The organism is Kushneria halocnemicola (genome assembly GCF_965650455.1).
GTDB lineage: Bacteria > Pseudomonadota > Gammaproteobacteria > Pseudomonadales > Halomonadaceae > Kushneria.
In genome coordinates this window covers 573,229-592,559 of record NZ_OZ287968.1, presented here as the reverse complement: position 1 = coordinate 592,559, position 19,331 = coordinate 573,229, and the positions used below count along the sequence as shown (strand labels likewise).

General features: G+C 60.4%; 17 protein-coding genes. 13 read left to right on the top strand and 4 right to left on the bottom strand.

What is annotated here, in order from left to right; translation table 11 throughout:
• Nucleotides 1–102: 102 nt before the first annotated feature.
• The 5 genes from ggt (at nt 103) to ACS92L_RS02535 (ending at nt 5,735) form a co-directional block, all read left to right on the top strand.
• Nucleotides 103–1,821 (top strand): gamma-glutamyltransferase, encoded by a 1,719-nt coding sequence (gene ggt, locus ACS92L_RS02555; protein ID WP_438766800.1) that lies wholly within the window; start codon nt 103–105, stop codon nt 1,819–1,821.
• A 177-nt stretch (nt 1,822–1,998) separates the two neighbouring features.
• A complete protein-coding gene (gene cysP / locus ACS92L_RS02550) occupies nt 1,999–3,015 on the top strand; it encodes a thiosulfate ABC transporter substrate-binding protein CysP (RefSeq protein ID WP_438766798.1) in 1,017 nt (338 codons plus the stop codon).
• On the top strand, nt 3,015–3,851 hold the full coding sequence (gene cysT / locus ACS92L_RS02545; protein ID WP_438766796.1) for a sulfate ABC transporter permease subunit CysT: 837 nt from the start codon (nt 3,015–3,017) through the stop codon (nt 3,849–3,851). Before cysP ends, cysT begins: the two co-directional genes overlap by 1 nt.
• 1 nt (nt 3,852) lies before the next feature.
• A complete protein-coding gene (gene cysW / locus ACS92L_RS02540) occupies nt 3,853–4,680 on the top strand; it encodes a sulfate ABC transporter permease subunit CysW (protein ID WP_438766794.1) in 828 nt (275 codons plus the stop codon).
• On the top strand, nt 4,677–5,735 hold the full coding sequence (locus tag ACS92L_RS02535; RefSeq protein ID WP_438766792.1) for a sulfate/molybdate ABC transporter ATP-binding protein: 1,059 nt from the start codon (nt 4,677–4,679) through the stop codon (nt 5,733–5,735). Before cysW ends, ACS92L_RS02535 begins: the two co-directional genes overlap by 4 nt.
• 78 nt (nt 5,736–5,813) lie before the next feature.
• Here the strand turns inward: ACS92L_RS02535 and ACS92L_RS02530 are convergent, their stop codons facing one another.
• The 3 genes from ACS92L_RS02530 to ACS92L_RS02520 form a co-directional block, all read right to left on the bottom strand.
• Nucleotides 5,814–6,491 carry a thiopurine S-methyltransferase gene (locus ACS92L_RS02530; RefSeq protein ID WP_438766790.1) on the bottom strand — a complete coding sequence of 226 codons (678 nt, stop codon included), beginning with the start codon at nt 6,489–6,491 and terminating at the stop codon, nt 5,814–5,816.
• Nucleotides 6,492–6,493: 2 nt separating this feature from the next.
• On the bottom strand, nt 6,494–7,105 hold the full coding sequence (locus tag ACS92L_RS02525; protein WP_438766788.1) for a TIGR04211 family SH3 domain-containing protein: 612 nt from the start codon (nt 7,103–7,105) through the stop codon (nt 6,494–6,496).
• Nucleotides 7,106–7,303: 198 nt separating this feature from the next.
• Entirely contained in the window at nt 7,304–7,630 is a 327-nt protein-coding gene (locus ACS92L_RS02520) for a DUF1820 family protein (protein WP_438766786.1), read from the bottom strand.
• Nucleotides 7,631–7,963: 333 nt separating this feature from the next.
• Here ACS92L_RS02520 and miaB point away from each other — a divergent pair, with 333 nt between their 5' ends.
• The 7 genes from miaB (at nt 7,964) to ACS92L_RS02485 (ending at nt 15,813) form a co-directional block, all read left to right on the top strand.
• The gene (miaB, locus tag ACS92L_RS02515) at nt 7,964–9,313 is read left to right on the top strand and encodes a tRNA (N6-isopentenyl adenosine(37)-C2)-methylthiotransferase MiaB (RefSeq protein WP_438766784.1); all 1,350 of its coding nucleotides are present in this window, start codon (nt 7,964–7,966) and stop codon (nt 9,311–9,313) included.
• Nucleotides 9,314–9,483: 170 nt separating this feature from the next.
• Nucleotides 9,484–10,485 carry a PhoH family protein gene (locus ACS92L_RS02510; protein WP_438766782.1) on the top strand — a complete coding sequence of 334 codons (1,002 nt, stop codon included), beginning with the start codon at nt 9,484–9,486 and terminating at the stop codon, nt 10,483–10,485.
• Nucleotides 10,482–11,009: an rRNA maturation RNase YbeY gene (gene ybeY / locus ACS92L_RS02505; protein WP_438766780.1), complete on the top strand. Its 528-nt coding sequence runs from the start codon at nt 10,482–10,484 to the stop codon at nt 11,007–11,009. Before ACS92L_RS02510 ends, ybeY begins: the two co-directional genes overlap by 4 nt.
• On the top strand, nt 11,006–11,899 hold the full coding sequence (locus ACS92L_RS02500) for an HlyC/CorC family transporter (protein WP_438766778.1): 894 nt from the start codon (nt 11,006–11,008) through the stop codon (nt 11,897–11,899). Before ybeY ends, ACS92L_RS02500 begins: the two co-directional genes overlap by 4 nt.
• 97 nt (nt 11,900–11,996) lie before the next feature.
• Nucleotides 11,997–13,484 carry an apolipoprotein N-acyltransferase gene (gene lnt, locus ACS92L_RS02495; RefSeq protein ID WP_438766776.1) on the top strand — a complete coding sequence of 496 codons (1,488 nt, stop codon included), beginning with the start codon at nt 11,997–11,999 and terminating at the stop codon, nt 13,482–13,484.
• Nucleotides 13,485–13,514: 30 nt separating this feature from the next.
• Nucleotides 13,515–14,258, top strand: coding sequence for a YdcF family protein (locus ACS92L_RS02490; protein ID WP_438766774.1), 744 nt, complete (start codon nt 13,515–13,517; stop codon nt 14,256–14,258).
• Between the two features lie 145 nt (nt 14,259–14,403).
• Complete coding sequence (locus tag ACS92L_RS02485) at nt 14,404–15,813, top strand: MFS transporter (protein ID WP_438766772.1); 1,410 nt, start codon at nt 14,404–14,406, stop codon at nt 15,811–15,813.
• A 4-nt stretch (nt 15,814–15,817) separates the two neighbouring features.
• Here ACS92L_RS02485 and ACS92L_RS02480 read toward each other — a convergent pair whose 3' ends face one another.
• A complete protein-coding gene (locus tag ACS92L_RS02480; RefSeq protein WP_438768393.1) occupies nt 15,818–16,372 on the bottom strand; it encodes a zinc ribbon-containing protein in 555 nt (184 codons plus the stop codon).
• Between the two features lie 299 nt (nt 16,373–16,671).
• On the opposite strand from ACS92L_RS02480, the gene leuS reads away from it, so the two are divergent.
• Nucleotides 16,672–19,263 (top strand): leucine--tRNA ligase, encoded by a 2,592-nt coding sequence (gene leuS, locus ACS92L_RS02475; protein ID WP_438766771.1) that lies wholly within the window; start codon nt 16,672–16,674, stop codon nt 19,261–19,263.
• Nucleotides 19,264–19,331: the final 68 nt, after the last annotated feature.

Here is a 19,331-nt window from a genome sequence, read left to right as displayed (position 1 = left end):
CTGATCAACAGGCACCGCTCGTGCCTTGACACCCTGCAGCGGCACTGTCTTTGCCATACTGCATTAAACCGGGCTAATCCAACAAGACAAAAGGAACGTCACATGTTCAAGGGAAAATCATTAACGCTGACCTGTCTGCTTGTCATGCTGATGCCGTCGGTCGCCGACGCCGCAACGCCCATCATCGAAGGTGAGCGTTTTCATGGCGTGCCCGGCCAGCACGCCATGGTGGTCACCAGTCATACGCTGGCAAGCAGGGTGGGACACGACATTTTGCGCGATGGCGGCAACGCTGTGGATGCCGCCGTGGCCATTGGCTTTGCGCTTGCCGTGGTACAGCCTCGCTCGGGCAACATTGGCGGCGGCGGTTTCATGGTGATCTCTGATGAGGCAAGCGGCGATGTCACCTCGATCGACTATCGGGAAACCGCGCCTGCCGGCGCCTTTGAAACCATGTTTCAGGACGATGAGGGCAACGTGGTCGAGGCGGCGTCGCGCTATTCGGCCAACGCCTCGGGCGTACCGGGTACGGTATCCGGCATGGCGATGGCGCTGGAGCGCTATGGTTCCATGTCACTTGACCGGGTCATGGCGCCGGCCATCCGTCTGGCACGCGACGGCTTTACCATTCCGGCGCGTTTCGCCGATGGTCTCAACGACAGCCGCGAGCAGCTCGAAAAAAACGACGGCACGCAACGGTTGTTCTACAAGGCCGATGGCAGCGACTGGCGCGCCGGCGAGGTGTTTCAACAGGGCGAACTGGCGGCCACCCTTGAACGCATCGCACAAAACGGACCGCGCGAGTTTTATGAAGGCGAAACGGCCGATCACCTGATCGACACCATCAAGGCCCATGGCGGCATCATGACCCATGAGGATCTCAAGAATTATCGCGCGATCGAGCGCGCGCCGGTTCACGGCACCTACCGGGGTTACGACGTCTATGCGATGGCGCCGCCCTCCTCCGGCGGCGTTCATATCGTGCAGATTCTCAACATGCTGGAAAACGATGACCTGACCGGCACGGGCTTTGGCTCGGCCGCCAGCATGCACCTGATGAGCGAGGCGATGCGCCGCGCCTATGCCGACCGCTCGAAATACCTGGGCGACCCGGACTTTTTTGAGGTACCGGTCAAGGCGCTGACTTCAAAGGATTATGCCCGCGAGCTGCGCGCGCAGATCTCTCTTGAAAAGGCGACGCCCTCAGAGGCCATCGGCCCGGGCAACCTCACGCCTTATGAATCCAACGAGACCACGCACTATTCGGTCGCCGATGACTCGGGACTGGCGGTTTCCAACACCTATACGCTCAACTTCAGCTACGGCTCCGGCATTGCCGTGGACGGCGCGGGATTTCTGCTCAATAACGAAATGGATGATTTTTCAGCCAAGCCCGGTGTGCCCAACGCCTTCGGCCTGATCGGCGGCGAGGCCAATGCCGTAGAACCGGGCAAGCGCATGCTGTCTTCCATGACGCCGACCATCGTCAAGCGCGATGGCAAAAATTTCCTGATCACCGGCAGCCCCGGCGGCTCCCGCATTATCACCACCACGCTTGAAGTGATCAGCAACGTCATCGATCACGGCATGAACGTTCAATCGGCTGTCAGTGCGCCGCGCTTTCACGATCAGTGGCTGCCCGACGAGCTTCGCATCGAGGATGGCTTCAGTCCGGACACCGTGCGGCTACTGGAGGGCATGGGCCATAACGTGGTTCAGAAATCGGCCATGGGCGCCAGCCAGTCGATTCTGATCAACGAGGAGGGCTTTCAGGGTGGTGCCGACCCGCGTCGGGAAACGTCATCGGCACTGGGCCTCTAGCCTCTCGGCGGCAGAGGTTGTGCAGACCCGATGGGCTAACCCTGGCTCAGGTTTAAAGAACAAAATGGCATAACCGGCCGGATTGTCATTCCCATGAGTTTTGTTTAGCCTCTGCTCAACGCCAGAATCACTGGCCTTCGATAACAATTTTGACGATCAGATGCCGGGGAACACGATATGTCACGCTCGAGTCTTTTACGCCGCGCCATTGCCACGGCTGTCCTGGGGACCGCCCTTGGCAGCACTCAGGCCTTCAGTGCCGATCGCGAACTGCTCAATGCTTCCTACGATATCGCGCGCGAACTCTTCGCCGAACTCAATCCGCAGTTCGTTGAGCACTGGCAGGAAGAACACGGTGAATCGGTCGGCGTCAAACAGACCCACGCCGGTTCCTCGACCCAGGCCCGCGCCATCCTGCAGGGGCTGCGCGCCGATGTCGTGACCTTCAATCAGGTCACTGATGTCGACGTGCTGGCACAAAAGGGACAGCTGATCCCCGAAGACTGGCAGTCGCGCCTGCCCAACTACAGCTCGCCCTACTACTCGACCATGGCGTTTCTGGTCAGAAAGGACAATCCAAAGGATATCCGCACCTGGGCAGATCTGGCCGGTGATGACGTGGCACTGGTCTTTCCCAACCCCAAGACCTCCGGCAACGGACGCTACACCTATCTGGCGGCCTGGGCGGCCAGCAATCACGATAACGGCGATGATGACGCCGCCACACGTGACTACATGAAAAAGATGCTGGGCAATGTCGAGGTCTTCGATACCGGCGGTCGCGGCGCCACGACCACCTTTGCCGAACGCGGCATCGGCGATGTGCTGATCACGTTCGAATCGGAAGCCAACAACATCCGTAACCAGTACGGTCCGGATGACTATGAGGTCGTTGTGCCGCCGGTGGACATCATGGCCGAGTTTCCGGTGACCTGGGTGGACAAAAACGTCGAGCGCAACGGCACCGAGGATCTGGCAAAGGGCTATCTGGAGTATCTCTACTCGCCCGAGGCACAGCGTACGCTGGCGCAGTACTACTATCGCGTCAACGATGACGAGATCAGCGAAGAGTTTGCCGAGCGTTTCCCGCAGACCACCCTGCTGCGTATCGAGGATGCCTTCGGGAGCTGGGAGGATGTGATGCAGACGCATTTCACCAGCGGTGGTGAACTCGACCAGCTGCAGCGCCGTTAATGAGCACGCGCTCGGCCAGGGTATTGCCGGGGTTTTCGCTCTCGCTGGGCGTGACCCTGCTGTTTGTGTCGCTGATCCTGCTGCTGCCGATGACCAGCCTCATCGGAGAGCTCTCGACGCTGTCGTGGTCACAGTACTGGGCGGCGATTACCGACCCGCGCCTGATTGCAAGCTATAAGGTGACGCTGCTGGCCGCACTGGCGGCGTCGCTTTTCAATGCAATGTTCGGGCTGTTGATGGCCTGGGTGCTGGCGCGCTACACGTTTCCCGGCAAGCGCATCCTTGATGCGCTGATGGATCTGCCCTTTGCCCTGCCCACGGCGGTGGCCGGCATTACGCTGGCCACCCTTTATTCGCGCAATGGCGCCGTAGGCAGCCTGCTCGAACCGCTGGGCATCGAGGTCGCCTATACCTGGCTGGGGATTGCGCTGGCCATGGCCTTTACCAGCGTGCCCTTTGTAGTGCGCACCGTGCAGCCGGTACTCGAGGACCTGCCGGGCCATGCCGACGAGGCGGCACTCACACTGGGCGCCAGCAACCTGTATGCCTTTCGGCGGGTCATCCTGCCGCATATCTGGCCGGCCATTGTTACCGGCACCGGGCTCTCCTTTGCTCGTTCACTGGGCGAGTTCGGCGCCGTCATCTTTATTGCCGGCAACATGCCCTACCGCACCGAGGTGGTCTCGCTGATGATGGCCACGCGCCTTGAGGAGTACGACTACGCCGGGGCCGCCGCCATCGCCTCGCTGGTCATGCTGGTGTCGCTGCTGCTGTTGCTGGCCATCAATCTCTGGCAGGGGCGTTTCTATCGCCGTCTGCATGGCGGGAGGCACTGACATGAAGCGCATTGGTGATGGTGCCGCCACACGGCTGGTATTGATTTCGCTGGCCGTGATCATGACAACGCTGTTTCTGGTCATCCCGCTGGCCGGCATCTTCTATCAGGCCCTGGCCGAAGGCATGGGGCCGTTCTGGCAGAACCTGACCAGCACCTTTACCCGGGAGGCGATCGGCCTGACGCTTTTGATCGCGCTTTTGACCGTACCGGTCAATCTGATTTTCGGCATCTTTCTGGCCTGGCTTGTGACCCGCTTTGCCTTTCCCGGTCGGCGCCTTTTGCAGACGCTGATCGATATCCCCTTTGCGGTCTCGCCGGTCGTGGCCGGTCTGCTCTATCTGCTGCTCTACGGTCGCACTGGCTGGCTGGGCAGCATCCTGTCCGAACAGGACGTGCAGCTGATGTTTGCCTGGCCCGGCATGGTGCTGGTGACCATTTTCGTGACCTGTCCATTTGTGGCGCGCGAGCTGATTCCCCTGATGCAGGCGCAGGGCAGCGCCGAGGAAGAAGCCGGCGTGACGCTGGGCGCCGGTGGCTGGACGCTTTTTCGCCGCATTACCCTGCCCAACATTCGCTGGGCGCTGGTGTACGGGGTGATTCTGACCAATGCCCGCGCCATCGGCGAGTTCGGCGCCGTCTCGGTCGTGTCGGGCAGCATTCGCGGTGAAACCATCAATCTGCCGCTGCAGGTGGAGCTTTTGTATCAGGATTACAACACGGTGGGCGCCTTCACCAGTGCGGCCCTGTTGGCCGCCCTTGCCATCGTGACGCTGATGATCAAGGCACTGCTTGAGTGGCATACCCATCGTCGGGAGAAAACAGCATGAGCATTACCGTAAGCGGTGTCTCCAGACGCTTTGGCAACACGACGGCCCTGCATCCGCTGTCGCTGGAGATCAAAAAAGGGGAAATGGTGGGGCTCCTGGGCCCGTCGGGGTCCGGCAAGACCACGCTTTTGCGCATCATTGCAGGCCTTGAAGCGCCGGATGGCGGCTCGATTCACTTTGGCGAGCGCGACGTGACCCATGTCCACGTGCGAAAGCGCCGGGTCGGCTTTGTCTTTCAGCACTACGCACTCTTTCGTCACATGAGCGTGTTTGAAAACGTGGCCTTTGGTCTGCGGGCCCGGCCGGCCGGCGAGCGCCCCTCCAGTGCCGAGATCCGCGATCGGGTGCAGCATCTGCTCGAGCGAGTCCGCCTTGACGCCCTGGCCAAACGCCTGCCGTCCCAGCTCTCCGGCGGCCAGCAGCAGCGCGTGGCGCTGGCCCGCGCTCTGGCCGTCGAGCCCGAGGTGCTTTTGCTGGATGAACCCTTCGGCGCGCTCGATGCCAGGGTGCGACTGGAGCTGCGCCGCTGGCTCCGACATCTGCACGAGGAGTTCGGCTTTACCAGTGTCTTTGTCACCCACGATCAGGAGGAGGCACTTGAGCTTTCCGACCGCGTCGTGGTCATGAGCAACGGACAAATCGAGCAGATCGATACGCCGCAGACGCTCTACCGCGCCCCGGCCAATCGTTTTGTCTTTTCGTTTCTGGGCGAAACCAACCGCTTCGGCGGTGAATATCGAGACGGGCGGCTACAGCAGGGCAACGCCTGGATTGCGATGGAGCACTCAGACATTGCACCCGATGAGGTGCTGCTGCGCCCCCATGAGCTGATGCTGACCACCGCCCCGGACGGCCGCGCGCATCTGCCGGTCACGGTGGATGCCGTGTCACCGGTGGGCAGTGACGTGCGCGTCGAGCTGACCGCTGACTGGATGGACACACCCTGGCTTGCCAGCATCACGCATCATGACTTTGATCGACTGCAGCCGGAGCGCGGCGCAAACTTTTACCTCATCCCCTCGCGCTGGCACCGGTTCGCCCCCGAAACATCCTGAGACTGCCTGAGCGCACAGTGGTGCATACGCCATGACGGCCTGCCACCGCGCGTTCAGGTTTCAAGGCCATTCAGATTCTCAGCAGGACAGTGGTGTTTTGCGCCGCAGACGCCAGGCAATGTCGGTCATGCCGCGCTCGTCACGCTGCTCTCCGAGCCTTTCCAGCTCGAAGTTGGGCGCAAAAAGCCGCGCGACTTCCTCATCGGTGACCACGTAGGGTGGTCCCTGATCGCGGTTTTCATCGCGCACCACCGAGATCAAAAGCCCCTCTACGCCGGGCCGGCACAGCTCGGCCATTTTAAGCGCGTAGCGCTGACGAGCGGCTTGCGGCAGCGCAATCAGTGCCGCACGGTCATAAAAGGCATCGATGTCGTCACTCAGGCCTGCCTCGAGATGAAAGAAGTTACCGACATCCAGCGTCACGGCGGCCCTGTCGGAGCGTTCAAGGCTTTCAAAACGCTCAAAGTTCGTGCGTGATTGTACCGCGGGCAGCGCCTCGTTCTGCGCCTGGAACCAGCCTGTGACCGCCTCTTCCACCAGCTCAACGCCCAGTACCGGATGGCCCTTTTGTGCCAGCCAGTGGATATCGCCGCTTTTGCCGCACAGCGGCAAAAGTACCCGGGCATTCGCCGCCAGCGTCAGGGCGGACCAGTAACGTGCCAGCATGGGCTGGACGTCATCGCTGTGAAAGCCGATGCGCCCTTCCCGCCAGCGCGCAAACCACTGCTCGTTGCCCTGCCCTGAAGTTGACGACATGATCAGAACCAGCGATCGCGCTTTTTACGACGCCGTGGCAGATGCGGCACGAGCAGCCCCAGTATCAGGCCGCCGCCCGCGACGCTGCCGCCGTAGACGAAGTAGCGCATCAAAAGATCCTCGCGCTCGGTATCCAGCCTTGCCTGATACTCGCGCATTTTCGATTGCGCCTGGGTGAGCTGGGCATTGAGGTCGTCATTGGTGGTCTGGAGTTCATTGACGCGAGCCTGACTGCTCTGCAGCGAGCTTTTCATGTCGGCAACACGCTGGTCCCACTCGTCGTCGATCCCTTCCAGGCGCTGCGTCAGGGTCTGCACGCGCTCCTGCATTTCCGGTACTCGCTCCTGCACGCTCTGCTCTGACTGCAGGTCATCGCTGGGAATCCAGACGGTGTCGCCGCCTTCGGTACGAATACGGCTGTAATCGCCCTGGGCTTCAACCAGCGTGACGCGCTGGCCGGCATCTACCGTGCCCACGATGCGATAGCTGTCGGTGGGACCACTTCGAACATAGGTCGATAGCGAATCACTGACCCAGCGGGCTTCTTCAGCGTGGGCGGTGCTGATACCGACACCCAACAAAATACCGACGCAGAGTTTTCCAATTGTTTTCATGGTGGAGTCATTGGTTCGTCAAAAAATATATTTACATCATGATGCCTGAGCCGGACGTACCGATTACCTGATACCCGAGACCATTGCTCATCCACAGTTTCTGTGGATAACCTACGGGACAACCTGCTCACATGACTCACAAAGCGCCCGACTGACAGGCCATGACACCATTTTGTTCAAAAAATGTTCAGATGAATTTTATTCTTCCCGCGGCGGCCAGTGCATGGCGCCCGGGAAGGCGGTCACATTGCCCTCGGCCTTGACCGCTCTTGGCGTACCCTCACGCTCGACTTCATCAATGCGCACGATGGCGTTCATCGGCAGATAGCTGCGCGAGACGCCCTCAAAGGTGCGGCGCAGCTTTTCAGCGCCGGGGTCGACCACGACCTTCGTGTCATCGCCAAACACCACACCCTCGATCTCGATAAAGCCCCAGAGCTCGCTTTGAAAGATATCGCGTGCGTAGAGCTCCCAGAGCTCGCCCTGCTGCAGGAAACTGATTCTATAAAGAGGCTTTGCCGCCATGTACGCTCAATCCTCACTGTGTTGCGCCGGACCGATGACCGCTGCGGCCCGGTCAGGGGCCGCAACAAGCGCGGGAGTCTATCATAGGCTTTTGCGCTCATGGCGCCCGTCATGAGCCTGCTCACGTGTTGATACACAAAGACCATTTTTCACTACACAAGCGCGTGCTGGCCTGTGCCTGCCCCCATGCGTATAATTTCGCCATTTCCAGGTCGCTGTGCGACCGCTTGACGACACTTCTCTCGATGGTAGGGCGAAAGCACGGCCGTTTTTGTGCCGTCATCGCTGGATCATCGTCTGACACCCACTTTTTAGTATGTGTATCCAAGGCCCATGACGAAGAAACTCTTCATCAAGACCCACGGCTGCCAGATGAACGAGTACGACTCGGCTCGCATGGCCGACCTGCTGGGCGACTCCCATCAGCTTGAACTGACGGACAATGAAAACGAAGCAGATGTCATTTTGCTCAATACCTGCTCGATTCGCGAAAAGGCGCAGGAGAAGGTATTTCATCAGCTCGGGCGGTGGAAAAAGCTCAAGGCGGCCAACCCGGACCTGGTGATCGGTGTCGGTGGCTGCGTGGCGAGTCAGGAAGGCGACAATATTCAAAAACGCGCGCCCCATGTCGACATGGTGTTCGGCCCGCAGACCCTGCACCGCCTGCCGGACATGATGAATAACCGCAGTGAGAGCGGCAATCTGATCTCGGTGGTGGATGTCACCTTCCCGGAAATCGAGAAGTTTGATCGTCTGCCGGCGCCCAGCTCTGATGGCGCCTCGTCGTTTGTGTCGATCATGGAAGGCTGCTCGAAGTACTGCAGCTTCTGCGTGGTGCCCTACACCCGCGGTGAGGAGATTTCACGCCCGTTCGAGGACGTGCTCGATGAGGTCGTGCATCTGGCCGAACAGGGCGTGCGCGAAATCAATCTGCTGGGCCAGAACGTCAACGCCTACCGCGGCATGGACGAGGCCGGCGAAGAGATCGATCTGGCCGAAATGATTGCAGCCGTGGCAGCGATTGATGGTATCGACCGCATCCGCTTTACCACCTCGCACCCGGTGGAGTTCACCGACAGTCTGGTCGAGGCTTTTGGCGAGATTCCGGAGCTGGTCAGCCATCTGCACCTGCCGGTACAGTCGGGCTCCGACCGGATTTTGAAGGCGATGAAGCGCGGTCACGGCCGCGAGGAGTACATCGCCAAGATGGAGCGCATTCGTGAAAAACGTCCGGATATCAGCTTTTCCTCGGACTTCATCATTGGTTTTCCCGGTGAGACCGAGCAGGACTTTCTGGACACGATGGATCTGATCGAGCGCATCGGCTTTGATCACTCCTTCTCGTTTGTCTATTCCAAACGTCCCGGCACCCCGGCGTCCGATCTGCCGGACGAGACCCCGGAGCTGGTCAAGAAGCAGCGTTTGAAGATCCTGCAGGATCGCATTACACAGAACGCCGTTGCCATCTCTCGGCGCATGGTGGGCACCACCCAGCGGATTCTGGTGTCGGGCTTTTCGCCAAAGGATCCGGGCGAGCTTTCCGGACGCACCGAAAACAACCGTGTGGTCAACTTCCGCGCCGCCAATCCGATCGATCTGATCGGCTATTTCGTCGATGTTGAAATCGTGGAAGCCTTCCCCAACTCTTTAAGGGGTGAGCTGATTTCCGACCGGAAATACTGAGCCGACAGACGCACACTCGATGTCATGTTGCCTGTCCCGGCCGGATGCGCCATCGCGGTTAACCAGCCGCGATGGCGTCTTCTCCTTTTCGATCGAATAATTGGTGCTATTGTTCCCGAACGCCATCAGAGCCAGGCTGCCCTTCAACGACGCAACGACCGGACCCAACATTGACCCAGAAAACTGCCAACTCGCATCGTATTCTTCAGCTGTCGCTGGAACCCAATGACCCCATGCGGCTGGCCAATCTCAGTGGTCAGCAGGATGAACATCTTCATCTGATCGAACAGCGTCTCGAAGTGACGGTGCGCAACCGTGGCAACGAGTTTCAGCTGGCCGGCAATGCCGCACGCGTCAAGGCCACCGCCAACGTGCTGGAGCATCTGTACCGCGAGACCCAGACGCAGACCCTGTCGCCGGAAACGGTCCATCTTTATCTGCAGGAATCGGGCCTTGAATCGATCGCCGAGGATGAAGACGACGACCTGCCGCGCGAAGGCGTGATCCTGCGAACCCCACGCGCCGTCATCAAGCCGCGCGGGCAAAATCAGCAGCAATACGTTGAACACATTCGCAATCACGACATCAATTTCGGCATCGGCCCTGCCGGTACCGGCAAGACCTATCTGGCCGTTGCCGCCGCCGTGGAAGCGCTCAATCAGCAGGACGTGCGCCGCATTCTTCTGGTACGCCCGGCCGTTGAAGCCGGCGAAAAACTCGGCTTTCTGCCGGGGGATCTGGCCCAGAAGATCGACCCCTATCTGCGCCCGCTGTATGACGCGCTCTACGAGATGCTCGGCTTTGAACAGGTCAACAAGCTGATCGAAAAGCAGGTGATCGAGATTGCGCCGCTGGCCTATATGCGCGGGCGTACGCTCAACAATGCCTTTGTCATCCTCGATGAGAGCCAGAACACCACGCGCGAACAGATGAAGATGTTTTTGACGCGTATCGGCTTTGGCTCCACGGCCGTGATTACCGGCGACATTACTCAGGTGGATCTGCCGCGCGGCACGAATTCGGGCCTGATCCACGTGCTCAACGTGCTCAAGGACATCGACGGCATCAGCATGACCCGCTTTGCCTCCAAGGATGTGGTTCGCCATCCGCTGGTGGCACGCATCATCGATGCCTATGAGGCGCACGAGTCCGAAGAGGATCGCCACTCATGAGTGAAGCGGTCTGTGTCGACTGCCAGGTGGCGGTCGACTTTGACGCACTTCCCGACGAGCAGACACTCGAGCACTGGTTGACCACCGTGCTCGATCATTTCCCGGCAGAGCAGCGCCGCGAGATGACGGTACGCTTTGCCAGCGAAGAGGAAAGCCGCAGTCTCAATCACGACTATCGTGGCCGCGACAGCTCGACCAACGTGCTCTCCTTTCCCTTCGAGGCGCCGCCGGGTGTTCCCCTGCCCCTGCTGGGTGATCTGGTTGTCAGCCCCCATGTGGTCAAACGCGAAGCGCTTGAGCAGCACAAGCGCCTCGAGGATCACTTCGCCCACATGATCGTGCATGGTACGCTTCATTTACTGGGCCTTGATCACATTGATGATGATGAGGCCGAGACCATGGAACAGCTCGAGCGGGACATCCTGTCCACGCTGGGTATTTCCGATCCCTATGCTGTTGTTTCCGAAAATTCGGGAACACACGACAGCCATCAGGTATCCGAGGAGAAGAGAACCGACGCATGAGCGATGACCGACCGGCAAGTCAGCCATCCCGATCCTGGCTTGACAGAATAATCGGCGCTTTTTCCGGCGATAACGAAGAACCCAGCAGTCGCGATGAGCTGATCAGCTTTCTCAAGGAAGCCTCCGCGCGACTGAGCCTCGATCAGGATGGACTAACCATCATCGAGGGGGCCTTTGATATCAGCACCATGCAGGCCCGCGAAGCCATGGTGCCCCGCTCTCAGATCGTGGCCATCCAGGCCGACCACTCTCCCGATCAATGCCTGCCCATCATTCGCGAGACCGCCCATTCACGCTATCCCGTCATCGATGACAATCTCGATGAAGTGGTCGGCGTATTGCTGGTCAAGGACATGCTGCCGCTGATTCTTCAGGACAGCGAGGAGCGCGAGCGCTTCAGACTGCGTGAGGTGTTAAGGCCTGCCCTGTTTATTCCGGAATCCAAGCGGCTCAACAACCTGCTGCGCGAGTTCCGTGATACGCGCAATCATATGGCCATCGTGGTGGATGAATATGGCGGTACAGCCGGCATCATCACCATCGAGGACATTCTCGAGCAGATTGTTGGCGACATCGAGGATGAGCACGATATCGACGAGGAAGACGATATCCGTGACCTGGGTAACGGCACCTACGCCGTCAAGGCGCTGACGCCCATCGATGACTTCAATGAGCGCTTCGAGACCAGCTTCTCCGATGAAGAGTTCGACACGGTTGGCGGTCTGGTCATGCAGCGCTTCGGGCATCTGCCGGCACGCAACGAGTCCACGGAGCTGGATCACTGGCGATTTACGGTCATGAACGCCGACAGCCGACGCATTCGCTGGCTACAGGCCACCCGTACCGATGTCAAAAATGCCGCAGACGACATATCCCAGCCCGATCATTGATACCGACCACCAGCAGGTTTGATCACGTACCTGCCTTGTCAATCCTGCTGCGGGCAGGCCTGGTTGCCTGCCCGTTTTTCATGTCAGAGGATGCCGCATGATCTCCCTGCTACAGCGCCGCGGCGTCGGTTCACTTCTGGCCCTGCTAGCCGGCGCCCTCACGACCCTGACCTTCGCGCCCTTTAACCTCTGGGGGCTTGGCCCCGTGGCGCTGGCAGTTTTTTATATCGTGCTTCAAAACGTCAGCCTGCGTCAGGCCCTTTGGCGTGGCTGGCTGTTTGGCGTCGGCCTGTTCGGAAGCGGTGCCTCCTGGGTCTATGTCTCGATCCATGACTACGGCAATACCGGTGGGCCGCTGGCCGTTGTGCTGACGGTCCTTTTCATCGTGACCATGGCGCTTTTTGTCATGCTGCCGGCGCTTTTGTACCGCCTCTGCGCCGCCTCCAGACTCAACATCGTGGCCTTTGCCGGCGCCTGGGCGCTGAGCGAGGCATTTCGCAGCTGGGCCTTTACCGGCTTTCCCTGGCTTTTTCTGGGCAGCGCCCATGTCAGCTCACCGCTGGCCGGCCTCGCGCCGCTGGGCGGCGTCTATCTCGTGTCACTGGTGGTAGCACTCAGCGGTGCGCTGCTGGCCGGGCTGGTTTTATCGCGCACCTGGTGGCTGCTGGCACCGCTGGCTGCGCTCTGGCTGATACCGCTGGCTTTGCCCATGCAGTGGGCCAGACCCTCGGGTGATGACGTCACGGTCTCGCTGGTACAGGGGGATCTGGCACAGCTGAGCAAATGGACGCCCGATGGCCAGCGCGATGCGGTGAATACCTACTTCGGTCTGACCCGCCAGCACGGGCTGGAAAGCGACATCGTCATCTGGCCGGAAACGGCGCTGCCCATGCTGGAACAACAGGCCATGCCGTTTTTGCAGCGCGTGCAGTCGACACTGCCGGCCGACAGCACGCTCATGACAGGCATCATGCAGCGCGATCAAGGCGGCAGGTTTTACAACAGCATGATTTCGCTGGGGGAGACGCCGGGCCAGTATCGCAAGGCACATCTGGTGCCGTTCGGGGAGTATCTGCCGCTTGAGTCGCTACTGGGCGGGCTTTTGCAAATATTTAATATCCCGATGGGCAATATTGGCGCCGGCGGCGATGACCAGCCGCCGCTTCAGGCGCACGGGCTGCGTCTTGGCGTCGCCATCTGCTATGAAATCGTCTATCCCGACCTGGTGCGCGCGCGTGCAGAAAACGCCAACGCGCTGGTGACCATTTCCAACGACACCTGGTTTGGTCACTCCATCGGGCCGCTGCAGCACATGCAGATGGCGCAGCTGCGGGCGCTGGAGAACAACCGCTATCTGATCCGAGCCACCAATAACGGCATGACCGCCATCGTGGCGCCGGATGGTCACATCATGGCGCAGGCACCGCGCTTTGAGCCGGCCGTTCTCAACGGCGCCATTCGCCCGATGGAGGGCCTGACCCCCTTTACGCGCACGGGCAGCTGGCCGACGCTTTCTCTGGCACTGTTAATGTTGCTTTGTGGTGGTATCTTGCGCTCTCACGGGCGCCATCGAAACGCCCCTTGATCTTTTGATGCCCTGGCAGAGACCACCACCATGCTGACGCTTTTAAAGATGTATCTCCTGCCGCCGGGCATCATTATCGTGGCGCTTTTGTTCGCACTCGTCGTGGTCTGGCGCTGGCGTCGGCGCTGGGGGCAACGCCTCGGCATTGCCGTGGTGCTGATGCTCTGGGCGCTGTCGACATCGCGCGTTGCCACTTTACTGATGGACCCGCTGGAAAGTGCTGTCCCCATCGCCACGCAGGCGCAGTGGGAGCAGGCACAGGCCATCGTCATTCTCAGCGGCGGGCGTCTTTTCGGACAGTCCCAGCTTGACGGCTATGACGATGTCACCCCCATGGCCATGCAGCGGCTGGCCGACGGCGCCCGTATCAAGCGTGAGACCGACCTGCCGGTACTGATTACCGGCGGCGGTGGACGACGCGGCACGCGGCGCCCGCCCGAGGCGGATCTGATGGCGTTTCGCTTTGAAAAAAGCTTTGGGCTGCCCGTGCAGTGGCGGGAGATACAAAGCCGCAATACAGAGCAGAACGCGATCTACAGCGCCCGAATGCTGCGTGACGAGAACATTGACACCATTATCCTGGTGACCAGTGCCTGGCACATGCCCCGTGCCCAGCGCGCCTTTAAAAATGAAGGCATGACCGTTCTGGCCGCCCCCACCGCCTTCACGGCGCGCGCAGGTTTTGGCCCGCGCAGCTTCTCCCCCGACATGACGGCTCTGGGCAACAGCTACTGGGCACTGCATGAATATGCCGGGTGGCTTGCCGGTCGATAGAATCGCTCACCGATAGACACTGCGTCTGCCGGCGTCGCCTCTGACAATGTCGGTGGCGCTCTGGTGAGGTCTTCCGGCATGACTGATGGCAAACTGAACAGGCGGGCATCCCGCCCAACGTTGCTCATCTGTTCAGGAATGCACCATGTCCAACAATAATCATATCGGTTCATCCGGCAGCGATGACCACTACGCCTCTGCCCATGCGCCTCTGTCGCCGGAAAAGCGCAAGGCCATGCATCAGGTCATCGTTGCCTCAGCCATCGGCAATTTCGTGGAGTGGTTCGATTTTGCCGTCTACGGCTTTCTCGCCACCATTATTGCCCGGCACTTCTTCCCCCCGGGTGAGCCGGCGCTCGCTTTGCTGCAGACCTTCGCGGTGTTTGCCGTCTCCTTTGCCCTGCGCCCGATCGGTGGCCTTTTCTTTGGCAGACTGGGCGATCGCATCGGCCGCAAGCGGGTGCTGGCCATTACCATCCTTTTGATGGCCGGGGCCACGGCAATGATCGGCGTATTGCCCACCTACGGTGCCATCGGCATTATGGCCCCGATCCTGCTGGCACTGGCCCGCTGCATTCAAGGGTTCTCGGCCGGCGGCGAGTATGCCGGGGCCTGCACCTATGTGATTGAACACGCCCCGCCTCATCAAAAGGCGCGCTACGGCAGCCTGATTCCTGTATCCACCTTTCTGGCCTTTGCTTGCGCGGCCGGACTGACCCTGCTGCTGGGGGCCGTCATGTCCGAAGGGGCCATGCAGGCCTGGGGCTGGCGTATCCCGTTTCTGATCGCCGCGCCGCTGGGGCTGGTCGGGTTATATATGCGTCTGCATCTGGAAGAGTCCCCCGCCTTCAAGGCGCTGGAAAAGGCGCCCGAAACGACCCACACCACGGTCAGTGAAACGGTGAAGATGCATCGTGCCACCATCCTCTGCCTGAGCGCTTTCATCTCCGCCACGGCGCTGTCGTTTTATATGTTCACCACCTATATGGTGACCTACATGCAGGTAGCAGGCGGCGCCAGCATCACGACCGCTTTGCTGGCGAGTCTGGGGGCGCTGGTCTTTTCGGGACTGCTTTGCCCGGTGATAGGGAGACTGTCGGATCGTATCGGGCGACGAAACACCATACGCGGGGCCTGTGCATGCCTGATCGTAGCGGTGCTGCCGGCCTATTATCTGGCCGGCAGCGGTGAGTTGCTGCCTGCCATGCTGGGGGCTTCACTTCTGGCCATCGGGGCGGTGATGTGTGGCGTGGTGACAGCGGTTCTGATGGCCGAGCAGTTCCCGACCCGGGTGCGCTATACAGCATCGGCCCTGTGCTACAACATGGCCTATACGATTTTTGGCGGCACCGCGCCGCTGATGGCCACATGGCTGATCAGCCTGACCGGCTACTCGCTGGCACCCGCGTTCTATCTGATCGCCATTGCCGTACTTGCCTTTATCGGCGGCTCGCGCCTGCCGGAGTCTGCACATCGTGTGCTCAACGATGACGAGGCCACCTGGCATGCCCAGTCCGTACCGTTGAAACGAAAGGCAACGGCCATGCCTTCCTGATCGATCAGTCCCCCGCGCGCTGAAAATAGCGATGACCACACTGGTGGCAGGGTTCCAGCAGCTGTCGATAGTGCAGTATGACAGGATGCTCACAGTGAACGCAGGCCATGCGGCCCGGTGCCACCACTTCCCCTTCGGTATAATCAGCGCGCGCCACTTCGAGCTCTTCCTCGAAGCGCCACTGATCCAGCGCGGTACGGTCGGCCACTGACAAAAGCCCCTGGCGCAGCCGGTCGGAGAGCATGCTCAGATCAATGCCCAGAAAGCCTGCCAGGCTCTCCCCGCCACTGACCAGATAACGTCGGAAGTCGCTGACGTCACGCTCGACCCAGGCGCGCAGGATGGCCAGCTCGTCACGAGTAAACTCCTCGACATCGGCTTCAAAGGTCAGAGCCTCATCGAGCTCCTGCTGCATGCCTTCACGGGACAGCGAATCGCTGCGGTCGTTAAAGCGGGCGACGATACGCTCGTAGGCTTCCGACAGGCGGTTGGAACCGGGCTCGTCAGATGCCCCGGAGGCTGCGCCGACGGTCTCGTTTTGCCGGGTTTCAGAGACCATATCGTGGTCTTTTGCGGGTTTGTCGTGCTCTGCCATGATCGCGCTCCTTTCGTGTGTACCCGATGAGATAAACGTCGCGGCTCGGGCCTACCTGTCACTGGCCGAGTCGGGTATCCTTGATCACCACCAGCGGCCGGGTCGATGTCGTCATTTCAAGCATTGACTTCTCGGGGCACGCTGTCCAGAACGATGTTCATGACATCATGACGTCGTTTCGCTGCCTCGACCATCGGTCATTCGGCCCGCATACATTTTCAGGGCGTCGCTGCCCAACGGCCCAAGGCTTCAAGACGAACACGATGGACGCACAATACAACCCCTTCGAAATCGAACGCACCGCCCAGCAGTTCTGGGAAAAAAACCGCTGCTTCAAGGCGGTTGAAGATGCCAATCGCGAAAAGTATTACAGCCTGTGCATGTTTCCCTATCCCAGCGGCAAACTACACATGGGGCATGTGCGTAACTACACCATCGGTGATGTCGTCTCCCGCTTTCAGCGCATGCAGGGCAAAAACGTTCTCCAGCCGATGGGTTGGGACGCCTTTGGCATGCCGGCGGAAAACGCCGCAATCAAAAACCGTGTCGCGCCCGGCGACTGGACCCACCAGAACATCGACTACATGCGCGACCAGCTCAAGGCGCTCGGGTTTGCCTACGACTGGGACCGTGAGTTTGCCACCTGTGACAGCGACTATTACCGGTGGGAACAGTGGTTTTTCGCGCGTCTGGTCGAAAAGGGGCTGGTCTACAAGAAAAACTCCACGGTCAACTGGGACCCGGTCGATCAGACGGTGCTGGCCAATGAACAGGTCATCGACGGTCGCGGCTGGCGCTCGGGCGCGCTGGTCGAGCGCCGCGATATCCCGCTGTGGTTTTTAAAGATTACCGACTACGCCGAAGAGCTGCTGGCCGATCTGGAGCATGTTGACTGGCCCGAGCAGGTCAAGACCATGCAGCGTAACTGGATCGGCAAGTCACGAGGCCTGGAATTGAGCTTTATTGTGGCCGATGACGGCCCTGCCCTGCCCGACAGCGGCGATGCCCTGACGGTGTTTACCACCCGTCCGGACACCCTGATGGGCGTGACCTATCTGGCCGTGGCCGCGGACCACCCGCTGGCCGAAGCCGCCAGCGAGCACGTTGAAGGCATGACGGCCTTTCGCCAGGAGTGTCGCCAGGGCGGCACCTCGGAAGCCGACATGGCGACGATGGAGAAAAAGGGGCTGCCCACCGGCTTTGAAGCACTCCATCCCATCAGTGGCGATCGACTGCCGGTGTTTGTGGCCAACTTCGTGCTCATGGAGTACGGCACCGGTGCCGTCATGGCCGTTCCGGGTCACGATCAACGCGACTGGGAATTTGCGACAAAATACGAGCTGCCGATCGTCCCGGTCATTGCCGGCAATGATGGCAAAACGCCCGATCTGTCCGAGGGCGCCTTTACCGAGCACGGCACACTGATCAATTCCGGTGAGTACGACGGGCTCGACTTTGACGCTGCCTTTTCAAACATCTCTGCGCGTCTTGAGCAGGAAGGCCGCGGCGTGGTGAAAACCAATTTCCGTCTGCGTGACTGGGGTGTGGCCCGCCAGCGCTACTGGGGGGCTCCGATTCCGGTCAAGTACGGCCCCGAAGGCCAGACCGTCCCGTTGACCGATGACGAGCTGCCGGTCGAGCTCCCCCGGGAGGTCGAATTTGACGCCACCGGGTCACCGCTGAAAAAGATGCCGGCCTTTTATGATCTGGGCGACGGCTGGGTTCGCGAGACCGATACCTTCGATACCTTCATGGAGTCGTCCTGGTACTACGCCCGCTTTTGCTGCGCCGACAACGATCAGGCCATGCTGGACGAGCGTGCCAACTACTGGCTGCCGGTAGACATCTATATCGGCGGCATCGAGCACGCCATTTTGCATCTGCTTTATGCGCGCTTTTTCCACAAGCTGATGCGCGACTTCGGTCTGGTCGAAAGCGACGAACCCTTCAAGCGGCTGCTGACTCAGGGCATGGTGGTTGCCGAAACCTACTATCGCGAGCTGCCCAACGGCGGCCGCGACTGGTTCAACCCGCTGGAGGTTACGGTCGAGCGTGACGAGCGCGGCCGCCCCCTGACCGCACGACTGATCAGCGATGGCGAACCGGTCACGCCCGGCGGCATCGAGAAGATGTCAAAGTCGAAAAACAACGGCGTTGATCCGCAGTCCATGATCGATCGCTTCGGTGCCGATACCGTACGCCTTTTCATGATGTTTGCCGCCCCGCCCGAGCAGTCGCTTGAGTGGTCCGATTCCGGCGTTGAAGGCGCGCATCGCTTTCTCAAGCGCCTCTGGCGCCAGGTCATCGATCATGTCGAGACCGGCACGCCGGAAGCACTGACCGCTGAAGCGCTCGATGATGATCAGCGCACGCTGCGGCGCAAGACACACGAGACCATTGCCAAGGCCAGCGACGATATCGGTCGGCGTGTCACCTTCAATACGGCGATCGCCGCCGTCATGGAGCTTTCCAACGCGATCTCGCGCTTTGAGGACACCAGCGCCCGGGGCCTGGCCGTCGTACGCGAGGCGCTGGAGGCCTGTGTACTGCTGCTGGCCCCCATCACACCGCATGCCATGCATGCGCTCTGGCAGCATCTGGGGCATCAAACGCCCGTGATCGATGCCGAGTGGCCACAGGTCGACGAACAGGCGCTGGCACGTGACAGCGTTGAGCTGGCCGTGCAGGTCAACGGCAAGCTGCGCGGGCGCGTTACCGTGGCCAGCAGTGCCGAACGCGACGATATCGAACGCCAGGCCATGGCGGATGCCAACGTGCAGCGCCATATCGAGGGCAAAACGGTACGCAAGGTGATCGTGGTACCCGGCAAGCTGATCAATATCGTGGTCGGATAAACCGAACCTTCCAGTGCTCGCCCCGCCGGTGCATGGCGGGGCAACAGGACAACATTGCCTGCGCTGTC

What these genes read in the sequence shown, in the direction of transcription:
- ACS92L_RS02525 (WP_438766788.1), bottom strand. Translation starts at nt 7,105, where the DNA reads ATGAAAACAATTGGAAAACTCTGCGTCGGTATTTTGTTGGGTGTCGGT.
- ACS92L_RS02485 (WP_438766772.1), top strand. Translation starts at nt 14,404, where the DNA reads ATGTCCAACAATAATCATATCGGTTCATCCGGCAGCGATGACCACTAC.
- ybeY (WP_438766780.1), top strand. Translation starts at nt 10,482, where the DNA reads ATGAGTGAAGCGGTCTGTGTCGACTGCCAGGTGGCGGTCGACTTTGAC.
- ACS92L_RS02500 (WP_438766778.1), top strand. Translation starts at nt 11,006, where the DNA reads ATGAGCGATGACCGACCGGCAAGTCAGCCATCCCGATCCTGGCTTGAC.
- ggt (WP_438766800.1), top strand. Translation starts at nt 103, where the DNA reads ATGTTCAAGGGAAAATCATTAACGCTGACCTGTCTGCTTGTCATGCTG.
- ACS92L_RS02535 (WP_438766792.1), top strand. Translation starts at nt 4,677, where the DNA reads ATGAGCATTACCGTAAGCGGTGTCTCCAGACGCTTTGGCAACACGACG.
- leuS (WP_438766771.1), top strand. Translation starts at nt 16,672, where the DNA reads ATGGACGCACAATACAACCCCTTCGAAATCGAACGCACCGCCCAGCAG.
- cysP (WP_438766798.1), top strand. Translation starts at nt 1,999, where the DNA reads ATGTCACGCTCGAGTCTTTTACGCCGCGCCATTGCCACGGCTGTCCTG.
- ACS92L_RS02530 (WP_438766790.1), bottom strand. Translation starts at nt 6,491, where the DNA reads ATGTCGTCAACTTCAGGGCAGGGCAACGAGCAGTGGTTTGCGCGCTGG.
- ACS92L_RS02520 (WP_438766786.1), bottom strand. Translation starts at nt 7,630, where the DNA reads ATGGCGGCAAAGCCTCTTTATAGAATCAGTTTCCTGCAGCAGGGCGAG.
- cysT (WP_438766796.1), top strand. Translation starts at nt 3,015, where the DNA reads ATGAGCACGCGCTCGGCCAGGGTATTGCCGGGGTTTTCGCTCTCGCTG.
- ACS92L_RS02490 (WP_438766774.1), top strand. Translation starts at nt 13,515, where the DNA reads ATGCTGACGCTTTTAAAGATGTATCTCCTGCCGCCGGGCATCATTATC.
- miaB (WP_438766784.1), top strand. Translation starts at nt 7,964, where the DNA reads ATGACGAAGAAACTCTTCATCAAGACCCACGGCTGCCAGATGAACGAG.
- cysW (WP_438766794.1), top strand. Translation starts at nt 3,853, where the DNA reads ATGAAGCGCATTGGTGATGGTGCCGCCACACGGCTGGTATTGATTTCG.
- ACS92L_RS02480 (WP_438768393.1), bottom strand. Translation starts at nt 16,372, where the DNA reads ATGGTCTCTGAAACCCGGCAAAACGAGACCGTCGGCGCAGCCTCCGGG.
- lnt (WP_438766776.1), top strand. Translation starts at nt 11,997, where the DNA reads ATGATCTCCCTGCTACAGCGCCGCGGCGTCGGTTCACTTCTGGCCCTG.